Here is an 18,616-nt window from a genome sequence, read left to right as displayed (position 1 = left end):
GCCGCGATCGGACCTCTCACGTCGGCGTGAGCGTGTAACCGGGGAAACATTGGCTCCGAACTCATGATCGGAAGCGCAAATCAATGCGCTTCAGGAAAATCATGGAGCCGATGATGTCGATCAACAAATGCCTTCTTGCCTTCTCAATCCTCGCGCCGCTTGTCGTGGCATCGGCAACCGCGCAGGCGGGCCTGACGGCCTCCGACAGGAGATATTTGCCCAATGAGGCCGCAGAAGCCGCAGCAGCGGGTACGGTTGCCGTGCAACGCGATCCGATGTCTGCATTCGGCTACGATCAGGGAGCGATGCGGGCGCAGCCGACGAGTGTTCCGGATGCTGCCCGGACGCCGTGGCGCTATCACGGCGGCCCGAAGTCTCCGTATCAATAACCGCTCGATGCAGGGCACCAGGCCGGGATGAACGATTAACCACCCAATCCGCCGCTGGTGCAGTTGTGAACAGGGTGACCTTTTCAGCACCCGTCCTTTGTGAGACTGTCGCGAGATGAATGTTCACCAATTGTTCAGATTGCTGCTCGCCGTCCTCGTGACGGCAGGCCTGACAATTGCGCCGCTGGCTGTGCCCGCGGCGGCCGGATCTGCGCTGACCGGTATGAGCCAGATGGCGGACATGTCTGACATGGCGGCCGATATGCCGTGCTGCCCCGACAAGCAGAACAGCAATGACTGCCGGGATTGTCCGCTGGTCGCGATCTGCATGTTGAAGGTCCTGCACGCGGGACCATCGACCCTCGGTCTCGCGGTGCGACCGTCGACACAGCTGCAATTGCATCCACACGACGATCTAGTCGCTGACGGGCTGGTCCGTCCGCCGCCCGACCATCCTCCTCGACATTTGGTCTGACTGGCGCCGCAAGCGCCGGTTGCTGCTGCGCGACCTTTCGGGCGCGTGGACGTCGCATGCCGCGCAAGCGGCAGACCAAATCCAATCGAGGAATGAAACGCAATGACGTTGTTCAATACGTCGCGTGCCGTAGCGGCCACACTCATCGGTATGGCGCTGGCAGGTACTGCCACTGTCGCGCTCGCCGACATCAAGGACTACGAATTCCAGCTCGTCGACCAGACTGTCCAGGCCGGTCCGGACAAGGTCGTTACCGTCCGGCTGATGAACATGAAGACCGGCAAGGCCGTGCCTGACGCCGTGATCTTCACGACGCGGCTCGACATGGCCCCGGACGGCATGCAGGAGATGGCCACCAAGGTCACGCCGATGCCGGGGACCGAACCCGGCACCTATCGGTTCAAGGCGAATTTCGGCATGGCCGGGCGCTGGCAGCTGTCGCTGGGTGCGAAAGTGCAGGGTGAGACCGGCACGGTCGAAAGCAAGCTCGTTGTCACGGCCGGAAAATGAACCGGCTCGCTCTCACAGGCGCTGCCGCTGCGATCGCTGCAGCGGCAGGCGTCGCATATCTTGGTCGCGGCCTGCCGCCGTGGCCGGGCGCAAATCTTGCCGCCTCTGCCGCGCATGCGGCGGAAGCCGGCGCGCCGATCTATTTCCGCGATCCGGACGGCAAGCCGTCTTACTCGCTGACGCCAAAGAAGACGCCTGACGGCCGCGACTACCAGCCGGTTGCCGCCGGCGCCGATCTCAGCTTCGACGAGCCGGACGCGCCGTTGGCGGCGCCGGCGGACAGCAATGCCATGGCCGCCAAGGGCGAGCGCAAGGTCAAATATTATCGCAATCCGATGGGCCTTCCCGACACCTCACCGGTGCCGAAGAAGGATTCCATGGGGATGGATTACATCGCCGTCTATGACGGCGAAGACAGCGACGACGGCTCGATCACGCTGTCGCCGGGAAAAATCCAGCGCACCGGCGTCAAATCCGAAGCGGCACAGATGCGCCGCATCCGCACGCTGGTGCGCGCGCCCGGCACGATCCAGCTCGACGAGCGGCGGGTCTCCGTCATCGCAATGCGTGCCGAGAGCTACGTGCAGAAAGTCGCCGACATCACGACCGGGAGCCGGGTGATCAAGGGGCAGCCGTTGATGGAGATCTACAGCCCGGCGGTGTCGTCCGCGGCGGCCGAATATGTCGCGACCATGACCTCGAAGGCGATCGCGAATATTGAGCCTTACGGACGAGGCTCCAAGCAGCGGCTGACCAATCTCGACGTTCCCGAGACCGTCATCGCCGAGATGGAAAAGAGCCACACGGTACCGCTCGCGTTCCAGTGGTTGTCGCCGCGCGACGGCATCGTGTTGCAGCGTGCCGCGATCGAGGGCATGCGCGCGCAGCCCGGCGACGTGCTGTTCCGGATCGCCGACGTCTCCATCGTGTGGGCACTGGTCGATGTCGCCGAGCGCGATCTCGGCAACATCGTGGTCGGACAGAAAGTCGAGGTGCGGGCCCGCAGCTATCCCGGCCGCGCGTTCATGGGCCAGATCAGCGTGATCTATCCGCAGGTCAACAAGGACACGCGCACCGCGCGGGTGCGGATCGAATTGCAGAATGCCGATCTCGCGCTGCTGCCGGACATGTATGTCGACGCCGAGATCGACATCGGCAGCGCAGCGCCGGTGCTGACGGTGGCTGACAACGCGATCCTCGACACCGGGAGCCGCCAGACCGTGCTGATCGACCGCGGCAACGGCCGGTTCGAGCCGCGCGAGGTCAAGCTCGGGCGGCGCGGCGACGGCTATGTCGAGATCCGCGACGGCATCGCCGAGGGCGATGCGGTGGTGACCTCGGCGACCTTCCTGATCGATGCCGAAAGCAACCTGAAGGCCGCGATCAAGGGCTTTGCCGAGGCCGGTGCTGCGCAAGCGGCCGCGGCCGACGGCCAGACGACGGACGGAGGCCGGCCATGATTGCCCGTGTCATCGCCTGGTCGGCGCGCAATTTGCTGCTGGTGCTGTTCGGCACCGGCTTTGCGGCCGCCGCGGGCCTCTACGCGTTGCTGCATCTGCCGCTCGATGCGATCCCCGATCTCTCCGACACCCAGGTCATCGTCTACACGGAGTATCCCGGTCAGGCGCCGCAGGTGATCGAGGACCAGGTCACCTATCCCCTGACCACGGCGATGTTGACGGTGCCGAAGTCGAAGGTCGTGCGCGGCTTCTCGTTCTTCGGCGTCTCCTTCGTCTACGTCATCTTCGAGGACGGCACCGACATCTACTGGGCGCGCTCGCGCGTGCTCGAATTCCTCAACGGCGCGGCGTCGCGGCTGCCGGCCGGCGTATCGCCGACGATCGGTCCGGATGCGACCGGGGTCGGCTGGGTCTACCAGTATGCCGTGATGTCGAAGCAGCTCAATCTTGCAGACACCCGCACCATCCAGGACTGGAACCTGAAATTCGCGCTGGCGCGGGCCGAAGGTGTCGCCGAGGTTGCGAGCGTCGGCGGTTTCGTCAAGCAGTACAATGTGGTCCTCGATCCGCAGCGGATGCGCGACCGCGGCATCACCATACAACGGATGCGCGACGCGATCCGCGCCAGCAATGCCGACGTCGGCGGCCGTACCGTCGAGCTCTCCGAGTTCGAATATGTCATTCGCGGCAAGGGCTATCTCAGGGATATCAACGATCTCGGCAACATCGTGCTGAAGACCGACAACGGCACGCCGGTGCTGCTGCGCGACGTTGCCCGCGTCGAGCTCGGCCCCGACGAGCGGCGCGGCATCGCAGAACTGAACGGCGAGGGTGAGGTGGCGAGCGGCATCGTGCTGCAACGCTTCGGCGTCAATGCCCTCGACGTGATCGAGAACGTCAAGAAGCGCTTCAAGGAGATCGCGACCAGCCTGCCGAAGTCGGTCGAGATCGTACCGGTCTATGACCGGTCCAACCTGATCTATGCGGCGATCGACACGCTCAAGCGCACGCTGTTCGAGGAGAGCGTCGTGGTCGCGTTGGTCTGCTTCGTGTTCCTGCTGCATGTCCGCAGCGCGCTGGTCGCGATCCTGATGCTGCCGGTCGGCGTGTTGATGGCGTTCGGCGCGATGAAGCTGCTCGGGATCGGCTCCAACATCATGAGCCTCGGCGGCATCGCGATCGCGATCGGCGCCATGATCGATGCGGCGATCGTGATGATCGAGAATGCGCACAAGCATCTGGAGCGGGCCGAGCCCGGCCGATCGCGGGTCGCGATCCTGATCGAGGCCGCAGCGGAGGTGGGACCGGCGCTGTTCTTCAGCCTGCTCATCATCACCGTGTCGTTCATGCCGATCTTCACGCTGGAGTCGCAGGAGGGGCGGCTGTTCTCGCCGCTCGCCTTCACCAAGACGTTTGCGATGGCGGCAGCCGCGCTGCTGTCGGTGACGCTGGTGCCGGCATTGATGGTGATCTTCGTTCGCGGCCGGATCGTCCCCGAGCACAAGAATCCGATCAATCGCTTCCTGATCTGGATCTACCGTCCCGTCATCAACGGCGTGCTGCGGGCCAAGACGCTGGTGATCCTGCTGGCGCTCGCAGCGATCGCCGTCACGGTCTGGCCGGCGCGGCAGCTCGGCACCGAGTTCATGCCCGACCTCAACGAGGGCACGCTGCTCTACATGCCGACCACGCTGCCGGGGATCTCGGTGACCAAGGCGGCCGAACTGCTGCAGATGCAGGACCGCATCATCCGCAGCTTTCCGGAGGTCGTCTCGGTCTACGGCAAGGCCGGCCGCGCCGCCACCGCGACCGACCCGGCGCCGTCGGAGATGTTCGAGACCGTGGTCAACCTCAAGCCGAAGGAACAATGGCGCAAGGGCCTCACGCTCGACCGCCTGATCGCCGAGATGGACAAGGCGCTGCAATTCCCCGGCGTCTCCAATGCATGGACCATGCCGATCAAAGCGCGGATCGACATGCTGTCGACCGGGATCCGCACCCCCGTCGGCGTCAAGGTGATCGGTCCCGATCTCGCCGTGATCGACAAGCTCGCCCGCCAGGTCGAGCAGGTCGTGAAGGGCGTGCCCGGCACCTCGTCGGCCTATGCCGAACGCAGCCTCGGCGGCTACTATCTCGAGATCACGCCGAAGCGCGAAGCGCTGTCGCGCTACGGCATCGCGGTGCAGGACGTGCAGGACACGATCGCGACCGCGCTCGGCGGTCAGACCGTGACCACGACTGTGGAGGGGCGCCAGCGCTTCACCGTCAACATGCGCTATCCGCGCGACCTGCGCGACAATCCGGGCGCGATCGCCAGCGACATCCTGGTGCCGATGCCGGCGGGCGGCGCGGTGCCGCTCGGCGAGGTCGCCGATATCACGCCGGCGCGCGGGCCGACCACGATCCGTACCGAGAACGGGCAACTCGCGACCTACGTCTATGTCGATATCCGCGATCGCGATCTCGGCGGCTATGTCGCGGATGCGCAGCGCGCGGTGCAGGCCGCCGTGCAGTTTCCGCCCGGCACCTACGTGATCTGGAGCGGGCAGTACGAATATCTGGAGCGCGCCGCGGCACGGCTCAGGATCGTGGTGCCGGTGACGCTTCTGATCATCTTCCTGCTGCTGTACCTCAACTTCCGCTCGGTGGCCGAGACCATGATCGTGATGCTGTCGCTGCCGTTCGCACTGGTCGGCGGGCTCTGGCTGATGTGGGCGCTCGGCTTCAACCTGTCGGTTGCGGTCGCTGTCGGCTTCATCGCGCTCGCCGGCGTCGCCGCCGAGACCGGCGTCGTGATGTTGATGTATCTCAACCAGGCGCTGGCCGAGGTCACCGCGCGTTGCGTCGCCGAGGGCCGCACGATCTGTCGCGACGATCTCAACCACGCTATCATCGAGGGCGCGGTCGAGCGTGTCCGGCCGAAGATGATGACGGTGGTTGCGATCATGGCCGGGCTATTGCCGATCATGTGGAGCACCGGCACCGGCTCCGAGATCATGCAGCGCATCGCGGTGCCGATGATCGGTGGTATGATCTCGTCGACCTTGCTGACGCTGATTGTGATTCCCGCGATCTTCGCCGTCGTGAAGGGCTTCGCGCTTCGCGCGAGGATGCCGGAGGCGGATGTCGTTGCGCCTGTCATGCGACAGCGTGTAGCAGAGGCAGGAAATCCGTTGGCCGGTTCAAACCGGATTGAATGATACCCTGCGGGGGTATATACGATAGCGGTTCGCTGCCGACTGATTTGCAGTCGGGGTGCGGGCGAGGTGAGTTCGGGGCGATCACGCAGGTGCTGGTGCGGTTGACGAGGTCGGGACGGGTGCGGGCGGGATGTTCCATCATCCTGGCCTATCTGTTCTGTGTCCTCGCGCCGTCCGTCGCACTCGCGTTCGGGGCGCCGTTTCCGTGCCTGACCGATGAGGTCCAGCCATCCGTCGCGGTGCACGTGCATGATGCCTCGATGGCGCATGCTGATAACGCCGCGCACGATTATGCCGGCCACGATCATGGCGGCATGCATATCCATCACGCAGCCGATGGTGCTGAACCGCCGGTCAAGCACAGCCACGACGGCAAGAATTCGTCGGGGTCGTGCTGCGCGATGATGTGCGTGTCGGCGCTGCCCGCTGACCTTCCGTCGGTTGCCGCTCCTTTGCATCCGATTGCAATCCGTCTCGCCGAGGCCTTCGAGAGCCTGCACAGCAAGGCGCCCGCACGGCTTTACCGTCCCCCCATCGCCTGATCCTCAGCTGACATCGTGGCTGCGCGGCGCGCTCGCGTGCGCATGCCTGTGATTCATCTCTCGATCGGGACAGACCCATGTTTTCGCATTTCGGGGCGAGGCTCGCCGCCGTTGCCACACGACGTGGCAACCGGCTTGGCCGCCGCGCGCCATCCACATTCGTGTTGCGGATCGCCGCCGCTATCCTCGCAGTCGCGCCACTCACTGGCTGCATGGCCGACGGCCGGCCGCTCGCAGTCGCAGGCGATCCGGCCAACCCGTCGGCGCGCAGCGCTGGCGTCGGCTACCGCTCGACCATCGCGCCCTACAGCAGCATGCGTCCGGCGACGCCGCTGCCCTGGCGCGAGCGTAACGATGGCGTGACGCCGCAAACCAATTCCGATCACAAATCGGATCGGTAGGAACACACCATGCGACATCTGGCCATTGCGCCGATCCTGCTGCTGACGTCCGCGCTCGCGGGATGCGCCTCGTTCTCGCCCGACAGCGGCATGGGCGTCGTCTCCGACGTGACCGAAAAGGCGATCGGCAAGGACGTCGCCTTCGTTCGCTCGGCGGACGAAGCCGCGACCGTCGATGCCGCGGTGAAGCGGCTGCTGGCGCGCAACCTGACCGCGGATGCCGCCGTGCAGGTCGCGCTATTGAACAACAAGGGCTTGCAGGCCGCCTATAACGAACTAGCACTGGCGGAGACCGATCTCGTTGCCGATAGTCTGCCGCCGAATCCGACCTTCTCGGTCTCCCGCATCACCGGCAACGGTGCCAGCGAGGTCGAACGCCAGGTGGTCGGCGACATCCTGGCGCTGGCGACCTTGCCGGCGCGCTCCGAGATCGCGCGCGAACGCTTTCGTCAGGCACAGCTCAGGGCCGCGCTCGCCACCTTGCGGCTCGCCGTCGAGGTGCGTCGCAGCCATGTCGCGGCTGTTGCCACGAACGAGATGGTCGCGCTGCTGACCGACGCGAAGGCGACCGCGGAATCGACGGCCCAACTCGCCAAGAAACTCGGCGAGACCGGCGGCATGAACAAGCTCGATCAGGCCCGCGAGCAGGTGTTCTACGCCGAGATCACGGCCGACCTCGCCAGCGCGCTGCAGAACGCGGCGAGCTCGCGCGAGCGGCTGGCGCGTCTGTTGGGATTGTGGGACGGCGATCTCGGCTTCCGGATTCCGAACAAGCTGCCGGCGCTGCCGAAGCGGCCGCTGGAACAGCCGTCGATCGAGGTCGCGGCGGTCGGTCATCGCGTCGATCTGCAGATCGCACGGATGGAGATCGTAGCTCTTGCCAAGGCGCTCGACCTCACCGAGGCGACGCGGTTCGTCACACTGCTCGACGTCGCCGGCATCGATAGGCGGATGCGCGATCCGGAAGGCCCACCGTTCAAGGAGCGCGGCTTCGACGTCCAGTTCCAGATTCCGATCTTCGATGGCGGCGAGGTGCGGGTCCGTCAGGCGGCCGAGACCTACCGGCAGGCGATCAACCGCCTGACCGAGAAGGCGATCAACGTCCGCTCCGAGGCGCGCGACGCCTACCGCGTCTACCGCTCGACCTACGACATCGCGAGCCACTACCAGCGCGAAGTGTTGCCGCTGCGGCAGATCATCACCGAGGAGATGCAGCTGCGCTTCTCCAGCATGCAGGTCGACGTGTTCGCGCTGCTGACCGAAGCGCGGCAGCGGCTCGGCTCGCTGCGCGCGGCGATTGATGCCAGGCGCGACTTCTGGCTGGCGCAATCCGACCTGCAGACCGCGATCAACGGCGGCGGCGCGGCGGCCGCGCTATCGACACCATCCGCCATCGCCTCGACCGCAGCCGCGGCCGGCGATCATTGAGAGGAGACGTAGATGTTTTCACGTCGAGGATTTTTGGGGAGCGCGGCGCTGGTCACGGCAGGCGCGGTCAGCGGCCGCGTGCAGGCCGCCGCGATTCCGGAAGCGCCGACCATGGACAAGGCCGTGATGCAGCCGCCGCTGCATCCGACCAGCGGGCCCGACTACCGGCCGGTGGTCACGCTCAACGGCTGGTCGCTGCCGTGGCGGATGAACGGCGACTGGAAGGAATTCCATCTCGTCGCCGAGCCGGTGGTGCGCGAATTCGCCGACGGCATGAAAGCCAATCTGTGGGGCTATAACGGCCAGGTGCCGGGACCGACGATCGAGGCGGTCGAGGGCGACAAGGTCCGCATCTTCGTCACCAACAAATTGCCCGAGCATACCACGGTGCACTGGCACGGCATGATCGTGCCGTCAGGCATGGACGGCGTCGGCGGCCTCAACCAGCCGCACATCAAGCCGGGCAAGACCTTCGTCTACGAGTTCGAGCTGAAGCACAGCGGGACCTTCATGTACCACCCGCATTCCGACGAGATGGTGCAGATGGCGATGGGCATGATGGGGATGTTCATCGTGCATCCGCGCGATCCGGCATTTCGCCCGGTCGACCGCGACTTCGTCTTCATCATGAGCAGCTACCTGATCGAGCCCGGCACCTATCTGCCGAAGGTCAACGAGATGACCGACTTCAACATGTGGACCTGGAACAGCCGCGTCTATCCCGGCATCGATCCGATGCCGATCCGGCTCGGCGACCGGATCCGGGTGCGGATCGGCAACCTGACCATGACCAACCATCCGATCCATGTGCATGGGCACAATTTCGCGGTGACCTGCACCGACGGCGGCTGGGTGCCGCAGAGCGCGCAATATCCGGAGACCACGACCGACGTGCCCGTCGGCGCCGTCAGGGCGTTCGACATGCTCGCCGACAATCCCGGCGACTGGGCGTTTCACTGCCACAAGTCGCACCACACCATGAATGCGATGGGCCACGACGTCAGAAATTTCATCGGTGTGTCGCGCCAGGATCTGGCGAAGGCGGTCGGCAAGCTCGCGCCCGACGCGATGGTGATGGGATCGACCGGCATGGCGATGGGCAACATGGAGATGCCCGCACCCGACAACACGCTGCCGATGATGACCGGGACCGGACAATTCGGGCCGATCGAGATGGGCGGCATGTTCACGGTGATGAAGATCCGCGAGGGTCTCGGTCGCGACGATTACGCCGACCCCGGTCCCTACAACTATCCGCCGGGCACCGTCGCCTACGAGGTCGACGCGCCCGCCGCAGAGCCCGCGCGTCAGCCGCCGGCGGCTCCAGAGCGAAAAGCCAAGCCATCGATGAAGGGAATGAAGATGTAGCGGATCAACGCGCCTTCCCACGACACCAACCATCAAAAACAAAATGGAGAATCCAATGAAGCATGTCACCACTATCGGCATCGCCCTTGTTGCGCTGTCGATCACCGCGGCGCCGTCGCGCGGTCACGAAAAACACGGTCACCAATCCTATTCGGCCGGCGAGCCCGGTGATCCCAGCAAGCCGTCGCGCACGGTCGAGGTCGAGATGAAGGAGATGGAGTTCACGCCGTTCCGCATCGAGGTCCAGCGCGGCGAGCAGATTCGTTTCGTGATCAAGAATGCCGGCACCGAGGATCACGAATTCCTGCTCGCGACCACCGAGGAGAATCTCAGGCATGCCGAGGTGATGAAGAAGCATCCGCATATGGAGCATGACGATCCGAACGGCGTCCGCCTCGCGCCCAAGAAGACGGCGGAGATCGTCTGGAAGTTCACCAAGGTCGGAACCTTCGAATATTCCTGCCTGATCCCCGATCACCGCGACTACGGGATGACCGGCCGCGTCATCGTGAAATGAAATTACAAAAAGAAAGGACGACGACGATGAACAGGATGATCCGGATTGCAGCCGCAGCTGCGCTGGCGTTGACACTGGGCGGCGCTTTCGCGCAGGCCGCAGCCATCAACGGCGAGGTCAAGAAGATCGACGAGGGCGCAGGCAAGATCACGCTCAAGCACGGCCCGGCCAAGAGCCTCGGCATGGATGAGCCGATGACGATGGTCTACCGGGTCAAGGATCCCGCGCTGCTCAAGCAGGTCAAGGTCGGCGACAAGGTCAAGTTCGAAGCCCAGGAGGGCGACGGCGGCTACACCGTCACCACGATCCAGAAGGCGAAGTGAGGCGACATCCGTCTCGTCTCTCCGCGCACATTGGGCTGTCGGCTGAAATGCAGCCGGCAGCCCCAGCAATCGCGGGACATCATCGTCAAAGCAGAGCTGTTCCAGGCGGATCGGCTTGAATGCGTGATGCGTGCGGCCTTATCCTGTGGTCTGGAAGGACAAGCGATGAGCGATTGCTGCGAGCAGAAGACGTCTGAATGCTGTACGCCACCGGCGCTGATACTGCCGGCGAAGGCCGGCGCGCCGGCATCGGATCGTCATCACACGGCTGATGCGTGCGGCTGCTCGGGCGGCGTTCCCGTATTTGACGGCCTCGATCCGCGCTACAAGCGCGTGCTCTGGACCGTCATTGCCATCAATGGCGCGATGTTCCTGACCGAGATGATCGCAGGTCAGCTTGCCGGATCGCAGGCGCTCAAGGCGGATGCGCTCGACTTCCTTGCCGACACCGTCACCTATGGACTGAGCCTTGCGGTGATCGGCGCGAGCCTGCGCATGCGTGCGTCGGCGGCGCTGCTGAAGGGTGCTTCGCTGAGCCTGATGGCGCTGTGGGTCGTCGGCTCGACGGTCTACCAAACCCTCATTCTCGGTATTCCGAAGGCCGAGGTGATGGGCGCGATAGGGACGTTGGCGCTTGCAGCGAATCTGTCGTCCGTTCTGCTTCTGCTGCCCTACAAGAACGGCGATGCCAATGTCCGCTCGGTCTGGCTCTGTTCGCGCAACGATGCGATCGGAAATCTCATCGTGATGGTGGCCGCGCTCGGCGTGTGGGGAACCGCCACCGCCTGGCCCGATCTCGCGGTCGCCGCGGTCATGGCGATGATATTCCTCACCTCGTCGGTGCAAATCCCGCGGCAGGCCTGGGCCGAGTATCGCGAGACGGCGCTGCGCAGCCCGACGGCGGCGCATGGTTGATTGAGCCGCACCCGCCCGTGTGCTGCTGCCGGAGGCGTGCGCGGGCATTCGCCTTGCATTTACCTTAAATGATGGTCCCGGGGGAACGACCGTTGCAGCGGCGCGTTGCTGTGCATCATTCGTGCGCAGAAGGCCCCTCCATGACAATCAACGCGGCAATACTGATGGCGGCACTGGTGCTATCGGGAACCGTGTTGGCGCAGAGCTCCGGTCCGTCGGCCGGCTCAGCGGGAGCCGAGCAGGCCGCCAACGTCGCCACCGGCCAAGCGATCAACACCGGCAAGCAGACCGGTGACGGCGGCCCGCCGATCGCGAAGGCCGCGCACCCGGCGAAGCCGGCGGAAAGCGCTGATGGCAGCACGGTCGGCGCGAGCCGTCCGAAAAAGCCCGACCGGCGCCTCGAGCACTACCCGTAGGCTCCGCTCGACCCATCCAGCGGCTAGGGATCAGCAAAAAAGCCGGCGCAGTCGTCGCGACCACGCCGGCTCGATGTTTGAACGGTTCGTTTGCTCAGTAAACCAGGCCGGTGCCCGGGGGCTTCTCCAGCGCGGCGGCGAGCGAGCGATATTCGTCGCTGCTGGTGCCGGCGAGCTGGGCGATGCGGTTCAGGTGGTATTGCGCCTGATCGCGGTTGCCCTGTTCGACCTGCCAGAGACCATAATACTGCCAAGTGCGCACATGGGCCGGGTCGGCCTTGAGCGCGCGCTCGTACCAGACCTGCGAGACCTTGTAGTCGCCGAGCTTGCGATAGGAATAGCCGATCAGGTTCGCGACGTCGGCACGGTCATCCTGGCCGAGCGCCTTCAGCTGCTCGATCGCGGCGGTATAGTCGTGCTTGTCGTAGATCGTGGCATAGGCGGCGTGATAGCCGGCCAGGAACTTCTGATCGTCGATCGCGGAGCTCTTGTCCTTCTTCGCCTTCTTGCCCTTGCTGCCGCTGTCGGAAGCCGGCGGGGAGGGATTGTCGCCACCTGCGGCGTAGGCCGAGATGACCGGCCCGGCGGCGAGGGTCATCGAGAGCACTGCGAGGCCCAAAAACTTCGTCGTCCTGCTCATTCGTGGTTGCTCCTGATCGTTCCTGATCGTGCTCGGTAATCCTACACCCAAGCCTGCTGACTTGAACACCCGAGGGTGCAGAACATTCCCGGCCGATGCCACGATTGCGTGATCCCTGCGATCGGCCGGCAGGGGCAGGCCAACATGACCAAGATGTCATTCACATGAATGAATTCCGTCCATGCCCTTCAGAACGGGTTCAGTGCGCGGCCCATAAGGTCACGTGCATTGATCGGTGAGGCCGACCATCCGGCCGGAGACCTCTCGATCCCGTAGAGGAGACCACCATGCTGAAGACGATTTCCGCCGCGCTGCTCGCCATGTCCGTGATCGCAGCGCCCGCGCTCGCCGCCGAGGCCGGCAAGACCGCAACTCCGGCGCCGGTGACCACGACCGCTCCGGCGACCAAGGCCGCTCCCGTCATCAAGAGCGAGCAGCTGCCGTCGAAGGTGCGCAACGCCAACGCCAAGATGCACCACAAGCACTATCGCCATCACCGCCACCACGAGCACATGGGCATGCTGAAGGTGAAGGCGCCGAAGCATGCGACCAAGCACGTCCACGCCAAGGTCGCCACCAAGCACGTCGTGCCGGCCAAGCGCGGCTGATCAAGCGCGACTGAACCTGATCCGAAGGGCGTCGTTCGATCCACATTGCCCCGCTGCGCCCTTGGGATGCAGAACCGGCCCGCCCGTCCATTGCTTCCCCAATGGCGGCGGGCCGGAGTGCGTCCGGGCCGCGGTTGAGACCCGGACGGCGCCGTTGCGGGCAGGAACAACCGAGTTGCGAATTCCCCGCCTGGCGGTTTATGAGACGCCACCGGGGCAACATGAAACAGCTGACTTTGCGGACTTCATCAAGACTGGCGGCGATCCTGCTGCTCTCGATCCCGCTTGCCGGCTGCCTCACCAGCGATGACGGCGGCAGCTCGACCACTTTCACCGACGATCGCGGCGTCGCCAACCAGCCGTTCCCGGACCGGTACCGCGACCAGATCCTGGCCTTCATGCGGACCTATCTGAACAATCCGGTTGGGGTCCGCGAAGGCGGGATCGCCGAGCCGGTGCAGCGCACGGTCGGCGGCCGGCTGCGCTACGTGGTCTGCCTGCGCTACAGCGCAAAGGAGACCGACGGCAATTACCGCCCGGCCCGGGAGCGCGGCGTCCTGTTCGTCGACGGCCGGCTCGACCGCATCCTCGACAATGCCGCCGAGGCCTGCGCCGGCGCGTCCTACGCGGCATTTCCCGATCTCGAAAAGATGTCGCGCTGACACGCGGCGGGTTGTCGCAAGCCTCACCGGATCGTTAGCGAGCTCCGATCACTTTTCGGGGAGGGCTGAACTTCACCTTAGCCGTTTGCGACTTACATACAGCCGAAATACGGCTGCTTAACCGGTGAAAAAAACCTTCTGTGCCAAGGAACAAACGGGCGTTGTTGCGACCCTGTCACAGCTCGGAAACATCACAGGTCAGGCATTGCCCCAAAGCAACCTAATTGGCGTCACGTTGTTTGGCTTAACAGCGCAGCGTTCGTAACGGGGATTAGAAATGAAGAAGGTTTTGCTCGGCACAGTCGCGCTGGCCGCTCTTGCGGGCCCGGCATTTGCGGCTGACATGCCGGCCCGCACCTACACCAAGGCACCGCCGCCCTATACCGCCCCGGCGCTCGTCTACAACTGGACCGGATTCTATATCGGCGGCCATGTCGGCGGCGCGTTCACCGACGGCACCAATCTGATGGGCAGCGACGCGCGCTTCATGGGTGGCGTGCAGGGCGGCTTCGACTATCAGTTCGCGCCCAACTGGGTGATGGGTATCGAGGCGCAGTACTCCTGGCTGCCGAGCTCCTCGAACAATGGCCTGACGTTCCCCGCCGGAACGGTTGTGACCGGCAATACCGACCAGCTCGGTTCGGTGACCGGCCGTCTCGGCTACACCTGGGGTCCGGCGCTGCTCTACGCCAAGGGCGGTTATGCCTGGCGCGACAACAACAACATCACGGCGTCGGTCGGCGGCGTGCCGGCGGCCTTCACCACCGATGGCGGTCACAAGGACGGCTACACGGTCGGCGCAGGCCTCGAATACATGTTCGCCCCGAACTGGTCGGCGAAGGCCGAGTACCAGTACTACAATTTCGGCAAGACCACCCTCACCAGCGGTCCGGCCGACGTTGTCGGCGCGAGCTTCCGGAACGACGAACACACCGTCAAGCTCGGGGTCAACTACCGCTTCGGCTGGGGCGGTCCAGTGGGCTCCCGCTACTGATTACATCGTCGTCGCATCGAGATCGAAAGGCCGGCCCTCGGGTCGGCCTTTTTTGTTGGCCGGCCGCTTGCTCGCGCCCCCATATTCACCCGATGTTCAGGCCTGATCGTGCAATGCAAAAAATAATTCCTGCATTGCACGGAACTTTCATCGTGATGCGCTATTGTGGGATCGCCGGGCTGGTGGACAAACAAACATGCGTAGCTTTGCGTTAGGGCTGATCATCTCTGCGGTCTCTGTGCCGTGCTTTGCCCAGACCATCCTCAAATCCGAACCCTTGGCGCTTGCGCCCTATGAGGTCGTGTTCGTGCAGGACGCCTCCTGTACGGCCGGCAAGGTGCTCAAGGTGACCGGGTCGATCCGCGGTCTGCATCGGCGGAAAATCTGCGTGTCGCTCGCCGCCGAACAGGCGTCGCTGGCGACGGCGACGCCGTAACGGCAGCACGACGGCCGCATCGGCATCCGGTCCGCCCCCGCGCACCGGACGATCCGCTGTTCCTCAGTTCAACCGCGGCTCCAGGCGTGCCTCGCGATCGGCATCGGCCTTGTTCTTGACCGGGTCCTCGTTCGGCTCGGGCTGGCACGGCCGGATCTCGTAGTCATTGTCCAGCACCGGGCGAGGCGAGGACTTCTCCTCCTCGGAGACGGCATCCACCACCAGGCCCGATTTCCGGGCAAGCTTCCAGACATCGGCCTCGGTCGGATAGGCCTTGCTCAGCTTGGCGTCTTGATAAAACAGCGCGTACGGCATTCGTCGTTTCCCCAAACAACCGACAACAACGCCAAGGCCCGTCCCGGGTTTCAGGCCAGATCGCCGTTCCGATCACGGAACCGTGAGCGGGGATCCAGGCAAGCATCTGAAAACATGAGTCATTTCGGACCTTTCGCCGGAGGGGCCTGAGTCCTTAATGAGCGGTAAACCCCGGAAAAAAGAATCCCCGGGACTCCTCAGGTAGAATCGCCGGATGTTCCGAGCCATGAGAGCGATCCACCAGCCCCCCTACGAACGCGTACAGCTCGCGCTTGCGGTTGTGCTGCTCGCAGCCTGCGCCGCCAACGTGGCGCTGGTCTGGTCGTGGCTTTAGGGAAAATCTGGCTTTAGCCAAAACCTGTATGTAGCGGCCCACGCGAAAACGCCGTGGCCGCGCGACGCCTCTACCGATTGACGGCCCCGCCATTCCTTCCATCATTGCCGGCCGAACAAGTGCCCGCTGCGGCCTGCGCGGACGGGCCGCGATCGGGGTGGAGCTGACATGATCGAGATGCTGAAGGAACGGGTCAATGGCGACGCCGGCCTGGTGCGGCGCGGCCGCTACCTCACCACGACCTTCCTGCTCGAGATCGGCAAGGCCGCCTGGCTGATCGCGATCCATGAGGGGCGGATCGTGGCGGTGACCAAGGGCCCGTTCGTGATGCCGTCGTCGTCGTTTGCGCTGCGCACCTCGGACGAGGAATGGGACAGGTTCTGCGAAAAGCGGCCGCCGCCGGGCTCGAACGACCTGATGGCGCTGATCAAGCGCCGCGTGCTGAAGGCCGAGGGCGAGCTGCAGGTCTTCATGGCCAACCTGCGTTACTTCAAGGAGGCGCTCGGCAAGCTGCGCCGCGAGGGAGCGGCCGCATGAGCGCCAAATTCGAACCGATCGTCGGTCGTTACATGCATCTCGAGCTGTCCGGCCGGCCGCACCGCGTCTATGTCGAGGAGGCCGGCGAGGGCACGCCGCTGCTCTGCCTGCACACCGCGGGCGCCGACGGACGGCAATATCGCGGCCTGATGAACGATGTCAGCGTCACGCGCAATCATCGCGTCATCGCCTTCGACATGCCCTGGCACGGCAAGTCGTCGCCGCCCCAGGGCTGGCACGACGAGGAGTACCAGCTCACTTCGGCGCAATACACGGCGATGATCCTCGCCGTGATGGAGGCGCTCGAGCTCGACCGGCCGATCGTGATCGGCTGCTCGATCGGCGGCCGGATCGCGCTGCATCTCGCGCTCGAGCATCCCGAACGCTTCCGTGCGATCATCGGCCTGCAGGCCGGCGCGCATGTCGATCCCTATTACGACCTGAATTTCCTGCACCGGCCGGACGTGCATGGCGGCGAGGTCGCGGCCGCGATCGTCTCGGGCCTCGTCGGCCCCGATGCGCCGGACAAAGAGAGGTGGGAGACGCTGTGGCACTACATGCAGGGCGGGCCCGGCGTGTTCAAAGGCGACCTCTATTTCTACAAGATCGACGGCGATATCCGCGCCCGCATAGCCGAGATCGACACCAGACGCTGCCCGCTGTTCCTGCTGTCGGGCGAATACGACTATTCCTGCACGCCGGAGGAGACGCTGGCGGTGGCGAACAGCATTGCCGGCAGTGAGGCCACCATCATGAAGGGCCTCGGGCATTTCCCGATGAGCGAGAACCCAAGCGAGTTCTTGAAGCATCTGCTGCCGGTGCTGGAGAAGATCGGCGGCCGCTAGAGCGCTTTCAAGCGAAGTGGATACCGGTTCGCGCTCAGAGAACGCGTCAGAACGAGGGGCGCCGCTCTCGACCGCGTATGGCGCGGTGTGACAGACTGCGTCATTACACGAAAAGGTTACGCGGGAGGTTTCCATGCTTCCGAAGGCTGAAGCGGCATATTTCGCGATTGCCGACATTTCCGGCTATACCAACTTCCTCGCGGCGGTCGAACTCGACCATGCGCAGGACATCATCGCCGATTTCATGGACGTGGTGGTGAAAGGGCTGCGTCCGCCATTTCGCCTCGCCAAGTTCGAAGGCGACGCCGCCTTCGTCTACTCGACCGGGACAATCGACGGCTCGCTGCTGCAGGACGCGATCGAGGGCGCCTATCTCAAATTCCGCAGGCGGTTGCGTGACGTTCGCCAGGCCTCGACCTGCGAGTGCAAGGCCTGCGTCGCGATGGGCGATCTCGATTTCAAGTTCGTCGTCCATCACGGCGAGATGGTGAAGCAGAAGATGGGCGGCATGGAAGAGCTCGCCGGGCGCGACGTCATCCTGGTCCACCGGCTGCTCAAGAACACGGTCGGCGAGAAGCTCGGCGGGCGTGCCTACGCGCTCTACAGCGACGCGGCGATCCGCGCCATGGGCGTCGATCCGGTGGCGCAAGGTCTCGTCCCGCATCAGGAAACCATCGACATCATCGGCGACGTTACGCTGTGGGCGCGCGATCTCGAAGCGGCGTGGCAGCAGGACGACGCGCAAACGCGGATGGAGGTGACGCGCGAAGACGCCTACGCGATCCTGGAGTTCGACATCGCCGCGCCGCGGCAAACGGTGTGGGAGTTCATCACCGTGCCCGGGCAATGGATGAAATGGTGGGACGCCGACGACATCATCGAGGAGTCAGGCAAGGGGCGACGCGGTGTCGGCACCAAAAATCATTGCGCGCACGGCAACCATACCAACGTCGAGGAAACGCTCGACTGGCGTCCGGACGATTACTTCACGGTCGGGATCACGCTGCCGGTGCCCGGAGCGCCGCGCATCATCATGACCCGCGCCGTTCTCGACGGCCCGGGCGGAACGTCCCGTTTCGAGTTGCGGATCGCCAAGCCGAAGCCGAAGGACAGGGCGTTCCTCGATGGCGCCGCGGCCAAATTCGCCGAGCGCATGACCCAGGTGGTGGCCGGCCTGCGATCGATGCTGGAAGACAAGCAGCCTGCCGATGACGCCATGGAAGAGCCGGCACCGACGCGATCGAGCGGACGCTTCCTGACCGAGCCGGTGAAATCGGGCGCGCGGGGCTGAAGGTCAGCAA

The 18,616-nt window shown here is 64.6% G+C and carries 22 protein-coding genes; 19 read left to right on the top strand and 3 right to left on the bottom strand.

What is annotated here, in order from left to right; genetic code table 11:
* Window positions 1-113: 113 nt before the first annotated feature.
* Window positions 114-389, top strand: a complete 276-nt coding sequence (locus tag ACE103_RS25765; protein ID WP_375775379.1) for a hypothetical protein — start codon at window positions 114-116, stop codon at window positions 387-389.
* Window positions 390-512: 123 nt separating this feature from the next.
* On the opposite strand, the gene ACE103_RS25760 is transcribed toward ACE103_RS25765, so the two are convergent.
* On the bottom strand, window positions 513-719 hold the full coding sequence (locus ACE103_RS25760) for a hypothetical protein (protein ID WP_375775378.1): 207 nt from the start codon (window positions 717-719) through the stop codon (window positions 513-515).
* A gap of 247 nt (window positions 720-966) precedes the next feature.
* On the opposite strand from ACE103_RS25760, the gene ACE103_RS25755 reads away from it, so the two are divergent.
* From ACE103_RS25755 to ACE103_RS25705, 11 genes are all read left to right on the top strand, one after another.
* Window positions 967-1,374 (top strand): FixH family protein, encoded by a 408-nt coding sequence (locus tag ACE103_RS25755; RefSeq protein ID WP_375775377.1) that lies wholly within the window; start codon window positions 967-969, stop codon window positions 1,372-1,374.
* Window positions 1,371-2,834, top strand: a complete 1,464-nt coding sequence (locus ACE103_RS25750) for an efflux RND transporter periplasmic adaptor subunit (protein WP_375775376.1) — start codon at window positions 1,371-1,373, stop codon at window positions 2,832-2,834. The genes ACE103_RS25755 and ACE103_RS25750 overlap by 4 nt, the downstream gene beginning before the upstream one ends.
* Complete coding sequence (locus ACE103_RS25745) at window positions 2,831-6,034, top strand: efflux RND transporter permease subunit (protein WP_375775375.1); 3,204 nt, start codon at window positions 2,831-2,833, stop codon at window positions 6,032-6,034. Before ACE103_RS25750 ends, ACE103_RS25745 begins: the two co-directional genes overlap by 4 nt.
* 89 nt (window positions 6,035-6,123) lie before the next feature.
* Complete coding sequence (locus ACE103_RS25740) at window positions 6,124-6,576, top strand: hypothetical protein (RefSeq protein WP_375775374.1); 453 nt, start codon at window positions 6,124-6,126, stop codon at window positions 6,574-6,576.
* A 77-nt stretch (window positions 6,577-6,653) separates the two neighbouring features.
* Entirely contained in the window at window positions 6,654-6,977 is a 324-nt protein-coding gene (locus ACE103_RS25735; protein WP_375775373.1) for a hypothetical protein, read from the top strand.
* A gap of 9 nt (window positions 6,978-6,986) precedes the next feature.
* A complete protein-coding gene (locus ACE103_RS25730; RefSeq protein WP_375775372.1) occupies window positions 6,987-8,405 on the top strand; it encodes a TolC family protein in 1,419 nt (472 codons plus the stop codon).
* A gap of 12 nt (window positions 8,406-8,417) precedes the next feature.
* On the top strand, window positions 8,418-9,773 hold the full coding sequence (locus ACE103_RS25725) for a multicopper oxidase family protein (protein ID WP_375775371.1): 1,356 nt from the start codon (window positions 8,418-8,420) through the stop codon (window positions 9,771-9,773).
* Window positions 9,774-9,828: 55 nt separating this feature from the next.
* Complete coding sequence (locus ACE103_RS25720) at window positions 9,829-10,290, top strand: cupredoxin domain-containing protein (RefSeq protein ID WP_375775370.1); 462 nt, start codon at window positions 9,829-9,831, stop codon at window positions 10,288-10,290.
* Between the two features lie 26 nt (window positions 10,291-10,316).
* Complete coding sequence (locus ACE103_RS25715) at window positions 10,317-10,613, top strand: copper-binding protein (protein ID WP_375775369.1); 297 nt, start codon at window positions 10,317-10,319, stop codon at window positions 10,611-10,613.
* 165 nt (window positions 10,614-10,778) lie between these two features.
* Window positions 10,779-11,528: a cation transporter gene (locus tag ACE103_RS25710; RefSeq protein WP_375775368.1), complete on the top strand. Its 750-nt coding sequence runs from the start codon at window positions 10,779-10,781 to the stop codon at window positions 11,526-11,528.
* Between the two features lie 140 nt (window positions 11,529-11,668).
* Window positions 11,669-11,944 carry a hypothetical protein gene (locus tag ACE103_RS25705; RefSeq protein WP_375775367.1) on the top strand — a complete coding sequence of 92 codons (276 nt, stop codon included), beginning with the start codon at window positions 11,669-11,671 and terminating at the stop codon, window positions 11,942-11,944.
* 94 nt (window positions 11,945-12,038) lie between these two features.
* Here ACE103_RS25705 and ACE103_RS25700 read toward each other — a convergent pair whose 3' ends face one another.
* Complete coding sequence (locus tag ACE103_RS25700; RefSeq protein WP_375775366.1) at window positions 12,039-12,584, bottom strand: tetratricopeptide repeat protein; 546 nt, start codon at window positions 12,582-12,584, stop codon at window positions 12,039-12,041.
* A gap of 287 nt (window positions 12,585-12,871) precedes the next feature.
* Here ACE103_RS25700 and ACE103_RS25695 point away from each other — a divergent pair, with 287 nt between their 5' ends.
* From ACE103_RS25695 to ACE103_RS25680, 4 genes are all read left to right on the top strand, one after another.
* Complete coding sequence (locus tag ACE103_RS25695; RefSeq protein ID WP_375775365.1) at window positions 12,872-13,192, top strand: His-rich protein BRANT; 321 nt, start codon at window positions 12,872-12,874, stop codon at window positions 13,190-13,192.
* Between the two features lie 221 nt (window positions 13,193-13,413).
* Window positions 13,414-13,854 (top strand): hypothetical protein, encoded by a 441-nt coding sequence (locus ACE103_RS25690; RefSeq protein WP_223976563.1) that lies wholly within the window; start codon window positions 13,414-13,416, stop codon window positions 13,852-13,854.
* A 277-nt stretch (window positions 13,855-14,131) separates the two neighbouring features.
* Window positions 14,132-14,848, top strand: a complete 717-nt coding sequence (locus ACE103_RS25685; RefSeq protein WP_375775364.1) for an outer membrane protein — start codon at window positions 14,132-14,134, stop codon at window positions 14,846-14,848.
* A 196-nt stretch (window positions 14,849-15,044) separates the two neighbouring features.
* Window positions 15,045-15,284, top strand: coding sequence for a DUF6719 family protein (locus ACE103_RS25680; protein WP_050402822.1), 240 nt, complete (start codon window positions 15,045-15,047; stop codon window positions 15,282-15,284).
* Between the two features lie 63 nt (window positions 15,285-15,347).
* Here ACE103_RS25680 and ACE103_RS25675 read toward each other — a convergent pair whose 3' ends face one another.
* A complete protein-coding gene (locus tag ACE103_RS25675) occupies window positions 15,348-15,599 on the bottom strand; it encodes a hypothetical protein (protein ID WP_375775363.1) in 252 nt (83 codons plus the stop codon).
* A 502-nt stretch (window positions 15,600-16,101) separates the two neighbouring features.
* Here ACE103_RS25675 and ACE103_RS25670 point away from each other — a divergent pair.
* The 3 genes from ACE103_RS25670 to ACE103_RS25660 all read left to right on the top strand — a co-directional run bounded on the left by ACE103_RS25670 (window position 16,102) and on the right by ACE103_RS25660 (window position 18,606).
* A complete protein-coding gene (locus ACE103_RS25670) occupies window positions 16,102-16,470 on the top strand; it encodes a hypothetical protein (RefSeq protein ID WP_375775362.1) in 369 nt (122 codons plus the stop codon).
* Window positions 16,467-17,315: an alpha/beta fold hydrolase gene (locus tag ACE103_RS25665; protein WP_375775361.1), complete on the top strand. Its 849-nt coding sequence runs from the start codon at window positions 16,467-16,469 to the stop codon at window positions 17,313-17,315. Before ACE103_RS25670 ends, ACE103_RS25665 begins: the two co-directional genes overlap by 4 nt.
* A 133-nt stretch (window positions 17,316-17,448) precedes the next feature.
* Entirely contained in the window at window positions 17,449-18,606 is a 1,158-nt protein-coding gene (locus ACE103_RS25660; RefSeq protein ID WP_375775360.1) for a DUF2652 domain-containing protein, read from the top strand.
* Window positions 18,607-18,616: the final 10 nt, after the last annotated feature.

It is taken from the genome of Bradyrhizobium sp. ma5, from assembly GCF_042258955.1.
Taxonomy (GTDB): Bacteria; Pseudomonadota; Alphaproteobacteria; order Rhizobiales; family Xanthobacteraceae; genus Bradyrhizobium.
This window is presented reverse-complemented; position numbering and strand designations above follow the sequence as displayed.

Excerpts from the sequence above, each read along its gene's own strand:
- ACE103_RS25695 (WP_375775365.1), top strand. The coding sequence starts at position 12,872 with ATGCTGAAGACGATTTCCGCCGCGCTGCTCGCCATGTCCGTGATCGCA.
- ACE103_RS25735 (WP_375775373.1), top strand. The coding sequence starts at position 6,654 with ATGTTTTCGCATTTCGGGGCGAGGCTCGCCGCCGTTGCCACACGACGT.
- ACE103_RS25710 (WP_375775368.1), top strand. The coding sequence starts at position 10,779 with ATGAGCGATTGCTGCGAGCAGAAGACGTCTGAATGCTGTACGCCACCG.
- ACE103_RS25700 (WP_375775366.1), bottom strand. The coding sequence starts at position 12,584 with ATGAGCAGGACGACGAAGTTTTTGGGCCTCGCAGTGCTCTCGATGACC.
- ACE103_RS25745 (WP_375775375.1), top strand. The coding sequence starts at position 2,831 with ATGATTGCCCGTGTCATCGCCTGGTCGGCGCGCAATTTGCTGCTGGTG.
- ACE103_RS25660 (WP_375775360.1), top strand. The coding sequence starts at position 17,449 with ATGCTTCCGAAGGCTGAAGCGGCATATTTCGCGATTGCCGACATTTCC.
- ACE103_RS25760 (WP_375775378.1), bottom strand. The coding sequence starts at position 719 with ATGCAGATCGCGACCAGCGGACAATCCCGGCAGTCATTGCTGTTCTGC.
- ACE103_RS25720 (WP_375775370.1), top strand. The coding sequence starts at position 9,829 with ATGAAGCATGTCACCACTATCGGCATCGCCCTTGTTGCGCTGTCGATC.
- ACE103_RS25715 (WP_375775369.1), top strand. The coding sequence starts at position 10,317 with ATGAACAGGATGATCCGGATTGCAGCCGCAGCTGCGCTGGCGTTGACA.
- ACE103_RS25680 (WP_050402822.1), top strand. The coding sequence starts at position 15,045 with ATGCGTAGCTTTGCGTTAGGGCTGATCATCTCTGCGGTCTCTGTGCCG.
- ACE103_RS25685 (WP_375775364.1), top strand. The coding sequence starts at position 14,132 with ATGAAGAAGGTTTTGCTCGGCACAGTCGCGCTGGCCGCTCTTGCGGGC.
- ACE103_RS25690 (WP_223976563.1), top strand. The coding sequence starts at position 13,414 with ATGAAACAGCTGACTTTGCGGACTTCATCAAGACTGGCGGCGATCCTG.
- ACE103_RS25750 (WP_375775376.1), top strand. The coding sequence starts at position 1,371 with ATGAACCGGCTCGCTCTCACAGGCGCTGCCGCTGCGATCGCTGCAGCG.
- ACE103_RS25675 (WP_375775363.1), bottom strand. The coding sequence starts at position 15,599 with ATGCCGTACGCGCTGTTTTATCAAGACGCCAAGCTGAGCAAGGCCTAT.
- ACE103_RS25730 (WP_375775372.1), top strand. The coding sequence starts at position 6,987 with ATGCGACATCTGGCCATTGCGCCGATCCTGCTGCTGACGTCCGCGCTC.
- ACE103_RS25665 (WP_375775361.1), top strand. The coding sequence starts at position 16,467 with ATGAGCGCCAAATTCGAACCGATCGTCGGTCGTTACATGCATCTCGAG.
- ACE103_RS25725 (WP_375775371.1), top strand. The coding sequence starts at position 8,418 with ATGTTTTCACGTCGAGGATTTTTGGGGAGCGCGGCGCTGGTCACGGCA.
- ACE103_RS25705 (WP_375775367.1), top strand. The coding sequence starts at position 11,669 with ATGACAATCAACGCGGCAATACTGATGGCGGCACTGGTGCTATCGGGA.
- ACE103_RS25765 (WP_375775379.1), top strand. The coding sequence starts at position 114 with ATGTCGATCAACAAATGCCTTCTTGCCTTCTCAATCCTCGCGCCGCTT.
- ACE103_RS25755 (WP_375775377.1), top strand. The coding sequence starts at position 967 with ATGACGTTGTTCAATACGTCGCGTGCCGTAGCGGCCACACTCATCGGT.
- ACE103_RS25670 (WP_375775362.1), top strand. The coding sequence starts at position 16,102 with ATGATCGAGATGCTGAAGGAACGGGTCAATGGCGACGCCGGCCTGGTG.